Source organism: gamma proteobacterium SS-5 (assembly GCA_009497875.2).
GTDB classification, from domain to species: domain Bacteria; phylum Pseudomonadota; class Gammaproteobacteria; order Chromatiales; family Chromatiaceae; genus Magnetovirga; species Magnetovirga frankeli.
On record CP032508.2, the window covers coordinates 3144077 to 3156243 of the forward strand.

A 12167-nucleotide genomic window follows, 5' to 3' on the forward strand; every position below is an offset into this window, starting at 1 on the left:
AACCATGTCACATGAAAAGATCGAAACAAACCTCAGCCTGCTGATCGTGCTGATCATCGTCGTGGTCAGCATCGGCGGTCTGGTGGAAATCGTCCCCCTGTTCGCCACACCTGAAACCACCGAGCCGACCGAGGGGGTACACAAGTACAGCGCCCTGCGTCTGGAGGGCCGTGATGTCTATATCCGCGAGGGCTGCTACAACTGCCACTCGCAGATGATACGTCCCTTCCGTGCCGAGACCGAGCGTTACGGTCACTATTCGGTGGCGGGTGAGTCGGTCTATGACCACCCCTTCCAGTGGGGCTCCAAACGTACCGGCCCGGACCTGGCCCGGGTAGGCGCGCGCTATTCGGATGACTGGCACTTTGCCCATCTGTACAACCCGCGCGACGTGGTGCCCGAGTCCAACATGCCCTCCTACCCCTGGCTGTTCGATGCCAAGCTGGACGGCGCGGACACCGCCGCCAAGCTGCGGGTGATGAACCTGGTGGTGGGCGCCACCTGCCCCAAGTGTGAAACCTACAGCGAGGAGGAGATCGCCAAGGCCGCAGACGAGGTCAAGGGCAAGACCGAGGCCGAGGCCCTGGTGGCCTATCTGCAAGGCCTTGGCCTGGCCCTGAAGGGTAAGTAATCAGCATGGATATCAATGACTTCCGTGCCTGGCATACGCTCATCTTGCTGGTCTTGTTCATTGCCCTGATCTTCTGGGTATTCAGCAAAAAGCGTACATCCTCCTTTAACGAAGCAGCGAACCTGCCTTTTGCCGACGAAGAAGAGCACAAGGCAACCATTAAGAAGGAAACCCATCATGAGTGAATTCAGTACATTCTGGAGCGGCTGGATCTTCATCCTGACCGTAGGCAACATCCTCGCCTGTCTCTGGCTGGTGATGTGGACCATGAAGAAACGCGAGGGCGAATCCGCCCAGGGCGATGTCACCGGCCACACCTGGGACGGCGACCTGCAGGAGTACAACAACCCCCTGCCGCGTTGGTGGCTGTGGCTGTTCTACGCCACCCTGGTGTTTGGTGTCATCTACCTGATCATCTACCCCGGCGTCTGGGATGGGGTGCTGAAATGGACCAGCGCCGACAAATCCAACCGCGAGGTGGTCACCACAGGCGCGCCCAGCCAGTACGAGCGGGAGATGGATCGCGCGGCCAAGCGCTATGACCCCATCTACCAGCAGTTCCGCGCCATCGCCATCCCCGAACTGGCCAAGAACGAAGAGGCCAACGGCATGGGCAAGCGCCTCTACCTGACCTACTGCATGCAGTGTCACGGTTCCGATGCCAAGGGCTCACCCGGCTATCCCAACCTGTCTGATAACGACTGGCTCTGGGGCGGCGCGCCGGAGCAGATCGTCGCCACCCTGACCAATGGCCGTAACGGCGTCATGCCGCCCCATGCCCACCTGGGCGAGGAGAAGATCGATCAGCTGGCGAACTATGTGCTGAGCCTGAGCGGTCGCGAGGTGGATGCCGCCAAGGCCGAGGCGGGCAAGCAGGAGTTCACCGCCAACGGCTGTATCGCCTGTCACGGCATGGACGGCACCGGCAACCAGATGCTCGGCGGGCCAAACCTGACCGACAACACCTGGTTCTACGGCGGCAGCCCCGGCGTGATCAAAAAGACCATCACCGAAGGCCGCAGCGGCGTCATGCCCGCGCACAAGGCCCTGTTGGGTGAGGACAAGATCCACGTCCTTGCCGCCTACATCTACAGCCTGTCCAACTGAGCCGACTGCTTCTGGCCTGGAAAATGCCCGGCTTGACCGGGCATTTTCTTTTAAGAACATAGCATTGCGCAATATCTATTGCGGCATGTCAATGCACTCAGGCGAATAAAGGAATACCCTTGTCGGGTCATCCATCCGTCAGGAACCCAGCATGAACGATGAATCCAACACGCCCCCCCGACGCGACCCGGAGGAAATGGCCTTCTACAAAAAGCGCGAGAAGATCATCCCGCGCGAGGTCCACGGCCTCTTCGCTCTCTGGCGCAATGTCGCCATGGTCGCCCTGCTCGGTTTCTTCTACGGCATGCCCTATGTGCAATGGAACGGCCAGCAGGCCATTCTATTCGACCTGCCGGAACGCAAATTTCACCTGTTCGGCCTGACCCTCTGGCCGCAGGACTTCTTCTACCTGGCCATGCTGCTGATCATCAGCGCCCTGGCCCTGTTCTTCTTCACCGCCATCGCCGGTCGCCTCTGGTGCGGCTACGCCTGCCCGCAGACGGTGTGGACCGAGATCTTTCTCTGGATCGAGCGCAAGATCGAGGGCAGCCGCCAGCAACAGCTGAAGCTGGACAAGGCACCGATGGACGCCGAAAAGCTGCTCAGACGCGGTACCAAGCAGCTGGTCTGGCTGCTGTTTTCCCTCTGGACCGGCTTCACCTTCGTCGGCTGGTTCACCCCCATCACGGAACTCTGGCAATCCAGCCTGAACCTGACCCTGGGGCCTTGGGAGACCTTCTGGATCCTGTTCTACGGCCTGGCCACCTACGGCAACGCCGGCTGGCTGCGTGAGCAGGTGTGTATCTACATGTGCCCCTATGCCCGCTTCCAGAGCGCCATGTTCGACAAGGACACCCTGCTGATTGCCTACGATGAACAGCGCGGCGAACCCCGTGGCGCACGCAAGAAGAGCGCCAAGCCAGAGGAGCTGGACCTGGGCAGCTGCGTCGATTGCAAGCTGTGCGTACAGGTCTGCCCCACCGGCATCGACATCCGCGACGGCCTGCAATACCAGTGCATCGGCTGCGCCGCCTGCATCGACATCTGCGATGAGGTGATGGAAAAGATGGGCTACCCCAAGGGCCTGGTACGCTACACCACGGAGCACGAACTGTCCGGCGGCAAGACCGACCTGTTCCGCCCCCGAGTGCTGGTGTATGGCTCCCTGCTGTTGCTCATCACCCTGGCGCTGTTCTACAGCCTGGCCACCCGCGTACCCCTGCAAGTGGACATACTGCGCGACCGCAACACCCTCTATGTGGAGAACAACCAGGGCCTGATCGAAAACGTCTATACTCTGCGCGTACTCAACATGCAGGAGCGCGATGAGGTCTATGAACTGAGCATCAGCGGTATTGAGGGGGCCGAACTGGTACTGGACAGCAAGACCCTGCAGGTGCCCGCCGGTGATATCCTGGACCAGCCGCTGCGGGTCAAGGTGGACCCGGTCAATCTCAAATCCGCCACCAGCAAATTGAATTTCCACATCAGGTCGGTCAAGACCGAAGGGCTTGAAGTGACCCAAGAAAACCGCTTTCTCGGCCCCAGAGGATAAACCACCCCATGAATCATCACCCGATGGAAGACGACAGACCCTGGTACCGGCAATTCTGGCCCTGGTTCATCATCAGCATCCCGGCCACCGCCGTAGTGGCCTCAATGTTTCTGATTAAGACGGCGGTGCAGACCGCCGATGGCCTGGTATCGGACGACTATTACAAAGAGGGCCTGGCGATCAACCAGGACCTGTCCAAGGCACGCTTTGCCCAGGCCATGCAACTCAAGGCCCAGCTGTTTCTGGATCAGGACACCCGCGAGCTGCGCGCCAAACTCTCAGGCAAACTCAAAGACCTGCCCAACCAGCTCAGGCTGCAACTGATCCACCCCACCATCAAGGGCAGAGACCAGGACATGAACCTGCTGGGCATAGGCGACGGCACCTACACCGGCCGCCTGCCGGAGCTGGACCTGGCCAGCTGGCGGCTGAGCCTGGCCCCGGAAAACGCCGAATGGAAGCTCAGCGGCCGCACCCGCTTCCCGCAGAGCAGCCGCGCCACACTGGAGCCCTGAAGCCCTAGGGCGGCCGCTGGTGGAAGAGCGGGCCTGCCCGCGATTCCAGCAAGCTACAGACCACGGCAAGAATGTTGCCCGGAGCCGCGCAAGGGGTAGAATCCCACCCATGAACAGCCAGCTCAAACCCCTGCCCACCGGCCACAGCACCCTCGCCACCCTGATCGACGAGGGCATGGTCTATATCGACAAGACCCCGCTGGTACACCGGCTCACCCGGTACCCTGGGCGCTTTTTTCTCTCCCGTCCGCGCCGTTTTGGCAAGAGCCTGCTGGTGGATACCTTTCAGCAGCTGTTCGAGGGCAATGAGCGGCTGTTCCGCGATCTTTATATCCATGACCAATGGGACTGGTCACGACGCCATCCGGTGATCAAGATCGATTTTGCCGGTGGCGAACTGAGGCAGCGCGAGGCACTGGATGTGCGTATCTATCAGATTCTGGAAAAGAACCAGGAACGCCTGGGAGTCCGTTGTGACTGGGAGCGCAATGACGTGCCCGGTTGCCTGTCCCAGCTCATTCGCCATGCGCGGGAGCAGAGCGGCGAAAAGGTGGTGGTACTGGTGGATGAGTACGACAAGCCGATGCTGGATAACATCGAGAACCCCGAGGTGGCGGCGCAGATGCGCGAGGGCCTGAAGAACCTCTATGCGGTGTTCAAGGAGGAAGATGCCCACCTGCAATTCGTCTTCCTCACCGGGGTGACCAAGTTCAGTAAGGTGAGCATCTTCTCCGGCATCAATCAGCTGGAAGACATCACCCTGGACAAAAGCTACGCCACGATTTGCGGTTACACCCAGCAGGACCTGGAGACCAGCTTTGGCGGGCATCTGGCCGGGGTGGATTGGGCCAGGCTGCGCCGCTGGTACAACGGCTACCGCTTTCTCGGTGAGGCGGTCTATAACCCCTTCGATATCCTGCTGTTCATCAGCAATGACCGCATGTACCGCAATTACTGGGTCGAGACCGGCAGCCCTTCCTTTCTGGTCAAGCTATTCCGCCAGCGGCGCTATTTTCTGCCCGAGCTGGAGAGCATCGAGGTGGGCGAGGAGATCCTGGATTCCTTCGATATCGAGCACATCAACCCGGTCACCCTGCTGTTTCAATCAGGCTATCTGACCATAGACTCGGTGCGCACCCGCCATGAGGAGCTGAAATTTCGTCTGGTGGTACCGAACCAAGAGGTCAAGACCTCGCTGAACAAGTACTTCCTGGACGCCTATCTGGCCCTGCCCATGGATCAGCGCGGGCGTTATCAGGATCAGCTGTACGACACCCTGATCGAGGCTGATCTGCCCCAGCTCATCGCCACCCTCAAGCGCCTGTTCGCTGCCATTCCCTGGCGTAACTCCACCCACAACGCCATGGCCGATTTCGAGGGCTACTACGCCTCGGTGCTGTTTGCCTTTTTTGAAAGCCTCAACGCCCAGGTGATCCCTGAGGACATCACCAACCAGGGTCAGGTGGATATGACTATCGAACTGGAAGGCTGGATCTATGTGATGGAGATCAAGCTGCTGGACTCCGCCGCTGAATTGGTTGAAAGGGAAAACCCGGCGCTGGAGCAGATCCAGGCCAGGGGCTACAGCGAGAAGTATCGCGGCAAGGCCAGCCAGGGCCTGTTCGAGCTGGGTCTGGTGTTTGGCCGGGAGGAGCGCAATCTGATCCAGGCGGATTGGCTAAAGCGGCAATAGCTGCCAAAGAGCCAGCCATCGGCTCTGACTGCCACGGCCACGCAATCCATCTTTGGGCAGCGCTAATTGCAATCTTGCTTTTGAGATTATGACTCCTCGACATGCAACGGCATTCGATCCGCTTCAGCAGCTCGCTGGCCGGTTCATCGCTGGGGTCCTGGGGCACCAGCTTGCCTTGCACCGCCAGTTGCAGGATCAGCTCGCGGAGTTTCTGGATGCCGTTGGCAGCGTCGAGGAATGGGCCGAACTGGTGGAGGAATTGGGACTTGGTCATGGCTTGTCCTTGCCTGCCTGATAGGGAAAGGTTATCAGCACCAGATCACCGGGTTGGCTGGACATTCCATACCTCGTCATCCGGGTTGTCCCAGACTTGCTGCATGCTGGGCTGTTGCGCCTGCATGAGGTTGCTTTCCCCTTCCGTCGCATTGGCCCGAGTGCGCAGATATTCCATATAGTGGAGGGCTTCCAGGGCGAGGCTGTCGGGTAATTGCTGAGCGGTTTGACAGATTCGTTCTGCGGTGGTGCTCATGGTCGATCCTCCAGGGCCCGTTGGGGTTGCTGATGTTGAGGTCGCAGTTATCCTTACTCATGCATCTTGCTCCATCGCCTTTGCAAGTGCTTGATCTAGGACCGGAAAGCCTAGCAGCTCCATGCGGGTGATGACGCTGTAGCCGGATGCCTCAATCCGCACGGCTTTGGTGTTGATACACTCCAGGACGGCAGGGTGGTTGTTGAGCAGGCCGAGGATGAAATTGGTGTCCAGCAGAAACTTAGCGCCATTCATCCCGCATTTTCCTTTGTATCTCCACGGGATCGCCAGCGAAGCTGGGGAAATTTTTCAATGCTCCGGCAAATTGTTCCAGCCCTTTTTCCGTTTTCTGATTTTTTAGGTTGCGATCTTCAAGCAGCAAGATGACTCGGGCATCTTTGCCGTAGAGAGCGCGGCAGTCGTCGGGTAGGTGCATGTTGCCCTGCTCGTCAATGTGGGCGGTCAGTTCATAGGCTTGCATTTGATTCTCCCAGCGCATTGGTTAGCGTTTGTTTCAATTGATTCTGTAGCGCAGCGATCTCTTGCTGAATCCGATTATAGTTGGCCAGCAGTTGGTCGGGGTCACCGGGGCCGTGGTCTGGCTTGTTGGGGTTTTTGATGTCGAGGTTGTAGTTGTTGGCCTTGATGGCATCGATGCCGACGCGCCAGGCCTGTTCGGTTTCCTTGCGGTCGGTCCACCAGGCCTTCTCCGGCTCGAACTCCTCGATGCGCATGGGCTTGGTCTTGGAGTAGAACTTGTAGCCTTGCGGGTAGGGGTGCTCGTAGTACCAGATTTCTCCGGTTGGCTCGCCCTTGGTGAAGAACAGCAGGTTGGTCTTGATGCCGGTGTAGGGGTTGAAGACGCCGTTGGGCAGGCGGACGATGCTGTGCAGGTTGCACTCGGTCAGCAGCTTTTCCTTGATGCGGGTCTTGATGCCTTCGCCGAAGAGGAAGCCGTCAGGCAGGACCATGGCGGCGCGGCCCTTGTGTTTCAAGCGGCGCATGATCAGCACCAGAAACAGGTCGGCGGTCTCGCGGGTGCTGAAGCTGCCGAAGTTCTTTTCGATACCGTCCTCTTCCATGCCACCGAAGGGCGGGTTGGTGAGGATGACGTCCACCTCGTCCTGCGGGCCGTAGTCACGCAGGGGCCGGGTGAGGGCGTTGTCGTGGACCACCTGGCTGGGCACTTCGATGCCGTGCAGCAGCATGTTGGTGGTGCAGAGCAGGTGCGGCAGCTGCTTCTTTTCGATGCCGTGGATGGCGCTCTGGAGCTGGTCGCGGTGTTCCAGGCTCTGCACATGGTGGTTGCGCAGGTGCTCGATGGCGCAGGCAAGAAAGCCACCGGTGCCGCAGGCCGGGTCGAGTATCTGCTCGGCGAGCTGGGGGTCGATCTGATCGACCATGAATTGGGTGACGGCGCGGGGGGGATGTAGAACTCTCCGACGTTACCGGCATTTTGCAGGTCCTTGAGGGTTTTCTCGTAGATGTCGTTGAAGGTGTGGCGGTCGGCGCTGCGGTTGAAGTCGATCTCGTTGAGCTTGTTGATGACCTGACGCAGCAGGGTGCCGTTCTTCATGTAGTTGTAGGCATCTTCGAACACGCTTTGGACGACGCAGGCGCGCGGGCTTTTGTTGCGCAGGCTGAGGGTTTTGAGTGCATCGAACAGGTCGTTGTTGACGAAGTCGAGCAGGCTGTCGCCGGTGATGCCTTCGGGGTCGGTGGCCCAGTGGGTCCAGCGCAGCCGCTCGGGGATGGGGGATTGGTAGTTGTCGTAGGTGAGTTCCAGCTCCTGCTCCTGATCGTCGAAGATCTTGAGAAACAGCAGCCAGCCGAGCTGGCCAAGGCGCTGGGCATCGCCATCGACCCCGGCGTCCTTGCGCATGATGTCTTGGATGGATTTTATGGTGGTGGTGATGCTCATGCTTGCAGCAATTCCAAGGGTGTGTGGCGACTGAGCACAACAAAATCTCTGTCGTTATGCAGTAACTGGCTACGGTAATGGATGGCCGTGGCGGCGATGATGCAATCGTTGGTTTTGCGAATGGTTTGACCTTGCTTGCGCAGTGTCCGGTAGATGTCGGCGGCACCTATGAACACCGGCTGCTCCATCGGTAGCAGGATGAGGGAACTGAAGTGGTCCTTGACCTGCCTGTATCGCGTGTCGTTGCGGATGCCTTGCAGGGTCTCGGTCAGGATGATGCCGCAGATGGCAAGGTCCCGGCGGTTGCGGATGGCTTGCTCCAGCTGTTGGACATGCGGTGCGTCCTGCCCCCTGAAAAAGTCGATCCAGACGCTGCTGTCCACCAGTATCAAGCCCAATCCCCCGGCGTTTGGCTGATGCGCATGGTATCCAAGTCCCCTTCCCAGTTGACCTTGCCCTTTAGCTCCAGCAGTTTCATCTGCTGCTGATGGCGCACTAGCTCGCGCAGGGCATAGTCAACCAATTCGCGCCGAGTCTTCAGGCCGGTCATGCGCAGGGCGGTTTGCACCAGCTCGGTATTGAGGACGATGTTGGTTCGCGTGCTGTTCTGGTGGGTCTGTTGTGTCATGGCTAGCCCCTTTGGATTTATACGCAGAGTCTAGTCTTTTATGTGTATAGCTGCATCTGCAACTCTTGGATGGCACTTTGATAACCCTGCTTGCCACCAAACATCCGCACGATTTCGATGGGCGTGCCGATCTCATTGAAGGGCGGCACATTGAGGATGCTGGTCTCCTCGATGTTCTCGATGCCTTGGTCGGCCTACCTGTCCAGCAGGGCATCCAGCACCAGTCGTGCCTTGTCCTGATACTGGCTGAAGTAGTTGCGCTTGCGCACTTGGTTGGCCCGCTCTTTTCGGGTCAGCGGGGGCTGGCCGTAGGCGATGTGGCAGATGAGATCGAAGGGATCAGGGTCCTTGCCGACCCCTTCCTGCAAAGCCTCCCAGAGCAAGCCGGTTCGGTCAGGCCGTGGTGGGTGCAGTAGCCTTGCCAGAGGTCGTCGGGGCTGGGGAATTGGTCGAGGCTCAACTCGGTTTCGATCTGGCCTTGGGTCTGGGTGCGGTCGTGGAACAGGAAGCCATCGCCATTGGAGCTGAACACGAAAGGCAGATCACCGTGCATCTGGCTGTAATTGAGCGCCTGTTGCATGCCATCGCCCAGGGCGTGGCTGTTGTCCTTGGCCTCAATGACGGCGATGGGAATGTTGGGTTTGTAGTAGAGGATGTAGTCGGCGAACTTGGGCGCGCCGCGCTTGTGCTTTTGACCACGGACCAGAATCTTGCCACTGGTTAGGGCGACTTCTTCGCGGATTTGTGTGTGCACATCCCAGCCTGCCTTGATGATGGCTGGGGTGATGAACTTGGTGCGGATGTCGGTTTCTGACAGCTTCTGCTGGTCCATTTCTTGACCCCTCTGCCTAGATCTTCAGGGCAGGTTTTTTGAATATTAGCACGCTAGGAGCCTGTCGGGTTTAGGTACCCGTAGTGAGCAAGGTGGGAGAGCGAGAACAAATTTTCACGATTTTGAGGCGCTGAGTGGGCCTAGGCAACAAAACATCGAGGCCAATGTTTAAAGCGATTCTGGGCCGTTCTTCCCACCGGCGCAGTAGCAGCATCCTAAATCCGACAGGCTCCTAGGCTGGCACCCACTGCACCGACCAAGGCATCAAGGATGTGATCGTTGGCGAGTTCCCGCTTTGGCCAAGCCGCTCGCAGACTATGGTAGGCTCGTCTTGGCCGATAGGGCTGGGCCGATTTCTTCAAGGGGCAGCGTTGGCAGCAACTTAAATCCCTCCAATGATTGATTCAGTATATCTCAAGCTCCGCCCTCGGACGTCTAAGAGTTCGTTCCCATCATGGCGGCTATCTGACTGACGTCGATTTCTTCCGTGTTTATTCGCGAGGGTCTTTATCGATAACCCTGCCTGACTCGCCGGGCGTTATGGACGGGGGGCTCAGTGCCGATCTGCTGGGAGACCTGATGGGATTATTTCATGAGCCTGACGCCCTTCCATGTGAGTCATTGCGCCGATCAAACTCCTCGGGCTCAACATCAGGCACAGAGGCCAGGGCCTGGCGGAACTTTTGTTCGTTTCCACGTTGGGCGCGCTCCATCAGGTATCGCTCGGTGGTCAGGGCCGAAACCTTCTCGGCTACCGCGGACGCGATGAACTGGTTCATGGATACTTGATCCGCTTTCGACACCTCGCGGATCAATTGATGTAGCGAATCGGGCAAACGGACGCTGATGGTGCTCATGATCTTTTCTCCACGATGTCGAGTAAGTCTGCCGGGGTCAACACCTGAATGCCAAACAACTGGGCGCGTTTGAAGTCGGCTCGATTCCAGGTGACGATGGATGCCTGTGCCTTGACGGCCAATTCCAGGATGAAGTCATCATCGGGGTCGCGCAATTGCGGCCGCCAGAGATAGAAGACTTCATGGTGGCAGGCCCTGGCACAAAGAAAATCCAGCACATCGTCAATCTGACCATCGGTGAGTTCTAACTGCCCTCGCCTGAGTACGGCCTCATATTCGGCAACCAAGGGAACTGAAACATGCAGGGTAAAGTGGTCCTCTGCCAGCAGTGACAGCAAGGCAAACGAACTCCCGCGAGATGAGCGCAACGCTGCTAACAATACATTGGTATCCAGAACGATATCAGATCTCATATTTGGTATTATAGGTGATACCGCAACCAGTGCAAATGCAGCAGCGAACGGCTCTTGCCGCCTGCCGGGGGCCAAAGGGTAATCGCTTAACGTGCAACCGGTAGCAACCAAACCACCGCTAACGAATACCAGCACATAGAATCAGTAACCCAATCTCAGCCAGCTGCGGTAACGAACCCGCTACGCTTGCCCAGATAAATCTCATCATAAGACTCAGAAATGGTTACAAGCGATCACATGGTAAAAGATTAAACATGGTAACGGGTTAGACGCTGAAGTCTTCGTGGAAGCGACCGATCTGGTGCATGCGCTCGTGCAGGATGGTGACAATACCAATATCGCCATTCGCCAGCCACCGCCAGTAAATAATATGGCGTTCGTAGCAAAAGAAATAGCCCTGGATACCCAACTCGGCCGGTATGGGGCGCGATGGGGTCAAGTGATCTGCAATGCCATCAAAGGCAGAAAACAGGCCGGTGATGGTGCGATCAGCCTGCTGTTCGCCCCAGTGATCTCGGGTGTAACGGTAGATCTCGTCCAGTCGGAAGGATGCCGCCTCCTGGACGCGGATAGTGGCTTTGGCCATACGCTGTCAGGCTCGGTTGCGGGCGATTACGTCCGCTGCCGTCAATGGCTGATAGCTGGCTTCGGGTGCGGCAAAGGCGTGGACCAGTTCGGTTTTGAGACGCTCAAAGGCTTCCGCTTCCCTGCGTTCCTTGTCACGCCGTATCAGGTCGCGCAGGTATTCACTGACGTTCTCGTAGGCACCCTGCTCACCCACATTCTCGGCAACGAAGTCACCGAGTGCGCCGCTGAGGCGAACCGTCAAAGTTGTCGTTGCTCGGCTCATGAAAGGCTCCTTTGATCACTGAATGTATGCAATATATTCAAAAACGAATACATGGGCAATCTTGAGCTACGACGGGGCGATGCTGATCGTTACGTAACGTGCGGGAAGATGCGGTCGGGGACAAGCGGGGAATGGGTGACGCCCGCGAAGGTGCGGGCCGATGGATGGTTCGCCGGATGTACTGCGGGCTAAGGTTGGCACCTACTCGCACTCGTCCTGCAGGGACTGGGCATGCTGCAGGAGCTCATCGGCCAGTACGGCGGCTGTAGTCACCGTACCAAGGGTCTCGGCATGCGCAGGCAGGCGCTCTCCTTCGATGGTAACCCTGCCATCGGGGGCGTCGGTGAGGGTGATGACGATCTTCATGCGTCAGGCCACCCGGTAGGTGGCGTGACCCAGGCTGACAATCTGGCCACGGCCTTTGAGATAGGCCAGGGTCTGGGCCAGGTTCTTGGGGGTCATGCCCTGCTCAGCGAGATGAGACTTGATGGCTCGGGTCGATAGTTCACCCTGGGCCTGCAGAATGGCGAGGATGCCGGCGGTGATGCTATCGCGCCGCATTCCCTAGGTTGACCGGGAGCGAGTGGTTCCGGTCAGCGTGCTCAACTCGGCATCGACGGCGGTACGTGCCTGTTG

21 protein-coding genes and 1 pseudogene are annotated in these 12167 nt (G+C 58.5%); 7 read left to right on the forward strand and 15 right to left on the reverse strand.

Annotated features, from left to right (window positions below):
- The first annotated feature begins 4 nt into the window (after nt 1-4).
- From ccoO to D5125_17265, 7 genes are all read left to right on the forward strand, one after another.
- Nucleotides 5-631, forward strand: coding sequence for a cytochrome-c oxidase, cbb3-type subunit II (gene ccoO / locus D5125_02615; GenBank protein QFY88465.1), 627 nt, complete (start codon nt 5-7; stop codon nt 629-631).
- Between the two features lie 5 nt (nt 632-636).
- Entirely contained in the window at nt 637-816 is a 180-nt protein-coding gene (locus tag D5125_02620; GenBank protein QFY88466.1) for a cbb3-type cytochrome c oxidase subunit 3, read from the forward strand.
- Complete coding sequence (gene ccoP, locus D5125_02625; protein QFY88467.1) at nt 809-1738, forward strand: cytochrome-c oxidase, cbb3-type subunit III; 930 nt, start codon at nt 809-811, stop codon at nt 1736-1738. The genes D5125_02620 and ccoP overlap by 8 nt, the downstream gene beginning before the upstream one ends.
- 151 nt (nt 1739-1889) lie before the next feature.
- Nucleotides 1890-3293: a cytochrome c oxidase accessory protein CcoG gene (ccoG, locus tag D5125_02630; protein QFY88468.1), complete on the forward strand. Its 1404-nt coding sequence runs from the start codon at nt 1890-1892 to the stop codon at nt 3291-3293.
- A gap of 8 nt (nt 3294-3301) precedes the next feature.
- The gene (locus D5125_02635) at nt 3302-3808 is read left to right on the forward strand and encodes a FixH family protein (protein ID QFY88469.1); all 507 of its coding nucleotides are present in this window, start codon (nt 3302-3304) and stop codon (nt 3806-3808) included.
- 109 nt (nt 3809-3917) lie between these two features.
- Complete coding sequence (locus D5125_02640; protein QFY88470.1) at nt 3918-5501, forward strand: ATP-binding protein; 1584 nt, start codon at nt 3918-3920, stop codon at nt 5499-5501.
- An 88-nt stretch (nt 5502-5589) separates the two neighbouring features.
- Entirely contained in the window at nt 5590-5796 is a 207-nt protein-coding gene (locus tag D5125_17265) for a hypothetical protein (protein QPB72192.1), read from the forward strand.
- Between the two features lie 24 nt (nt 5797-5820).
- Here D5125_17265 and D5125_02650 read toward each other — a convergent pair whose 3' ends face one another.
- The 15 genes and pseudogenes from D5125_02650 to D5125_02715 form a co-directional block, all read right to left on the reverse strand.
- A complete protein-coding gene (locus D5125_02650; protein ID QFY88471.1) occupies nt 5821-6030 on the reverse strand; it encodes a hypothetical protein in 210 nt (69 codons plus the stop codon).
- Between the two features lie 57 nt (nt 6031-6087).
- Complete coding sequence (locus D5125_02655) at nt 6088-6285, reverse strand: hypothetical protein (GenBank protein ID QFY88472.1); 198 nt, start codon at nt 6283-6285, stop codon at nt 6088-6090.
- Nucleotides 6272-6511: a hypothetical protein gene (locus D5125_02660; GenBank protein QFY88473.1), complete on the reverse strand. Its 240-nt coding sequence runs from the start codon at nt 6509-6511 to the stop codon at nt 6272-6274. The genes D5125_02655 and D5125_02660 overlap by 14 nt, the downstream gene beginning before the upstream one ends.
- A pseudogene (locus D5125_02665) lies at nt 6498-7951 on the reverse strand (SAM-dependent DNA methyltransferase). Before D5125_02665 ends, D5125_02660 begins: the two are co-directional and overlap by 14 nt.
- Nucleotides 7948-8343 (reverse strand): PIN domain nuclease, encoded by a 396-nt coding sequence (locus tag D5125_02670; GenBank protein ID QFY91036.1) that lies wholly within the window; start codon nt 8341-8343, stop codon nt 7948-7950. The pseudogene D5125_02665 and the gene D5125_02670 overlap by 4 nt, the downstream one beginning before the upstream one ends.
- A complete protein-coding gene (locus tag D5125_02675; GenBank protein ID QFY88474.1) occupies nt 8340-8579 on the reverse strand; it encodes a type II toxin-antitoxin system VapB family antitoxin in 240 nt (79 codons plus the stop codon). The genes D5125_02670 and D5125_02675 overlap by 4 nt, the downstream gene beginning before the upstream one ends.
- A gap of 38 nt (nt 8580-8617) precedes the next feature.
- Nucleotides 8618-8728 (reverse strand): hypothetical protein, encoded by a 111-nt coding sequence (locus D5125_02680; GenBank protein QFY88475.2) that lies wholly within the window; start codon nt 8726-8728, stop codon nt 8618-8620.
- A 45-nt stretch (nt 8729-8773) separates the two neighbouring features.
- On the reverse strand, nt 8774-8947 hold the full coding sequence (locus D5125_02685; GenBank protein QFY88476.2) for a hypothetical protein: 174 nt from the start codon (nt 8945-8947) through the stop codon (nt 8774-8776).
- The gene (locus D5125_02690) at nt 8872-9411 is read right to left on the reverse strand and encodes a type I restriction enzyme HsdR N-terminal domain-containing protein (protein QFY88477.1); all 540 of its coding nucleotides are present in this window, start codon (nt 9409-9411) and stop codon (nt 8872-8874) included. The genes D5125_02685 and D5125_02690 overlap by 76 nt, the downstream gene beginning before the upstream one ends.
- Nucleotides 9412-10001: 590 nt before the next feature.
- Nucleotides 10002-10268: a toxin-antitoxin system HicB family antitoxin gene (locus D5125_02695; protein QFY88478.1), complete on the reverse strand. Its 267-nt coding sequence runs from the start codon at nt 10266-10268 to the stop codon at nt 10002-10004.
- Nucleotides 10265-10681, reverse strand: a complete 417-nt coding sequence (locus D5125_02700) for a putative toxin-antitoxin system toxin component, PIN family (protein QFY88479.1) — start codon at nt 10679-10681, stop codon at nt 10265-10267. Before D5125_02700 ends, D5125_02695 begins: the two co-directional genes overlap by 4 nt.
- 265 nt (nt 10682-10946) lie before the next feature.
- Nucleotides 10947-11267, reverse strand: a complete 321-nt coding sequence (locus tag D5125_02705) for a type II toxin-antitoxin system RelE/ParE family toxin (GenBank protein ID QFY88480.1) — start codon at nt 11265-11267, stop codon at nt 10947-10949.
- Nucleotides 11268-11273: 6 nt separating this feature from the next.
- Nucleotides 11274-11531 carry an addiction module antitoxin gene (locus tag D5125_02710; GenBank protein QFY88481.1) on the reverse strand — a complete coding sequence of 86 codons (258 nt, stop codon included), beginning with the start codon at nt 11529-11531 and terminating at the stop codon, nt 11274-11276.
- Nucleotides 11532-11732: 201 nt separating this feature from the next.
- Nucleotides 11733-11897 carry a hypothetical protein gene (locus D5125_17270; GenBank protein ID QPB72193.1) on the reverse strand — a complete coding sequence of 55 codons (165 nt, stop codon included), beginning with the start codon at nt 11895-11897 and terminating at the stop codon, nt 11733-11735.
- A gap of 3 nt (nt 11898-11900) precedes the next feature.
- Complete coding sequence (locus D5125_02715; GenBank protein QFY88482.1) at nt 11901-12092, reverse strand: hypothetical protein; 192 nt, start codon at nt 12090-12092, stop codon at nt 11901-11903.
- Nucleotides 12093-12167: the final 75 nt, after the last annotated feature.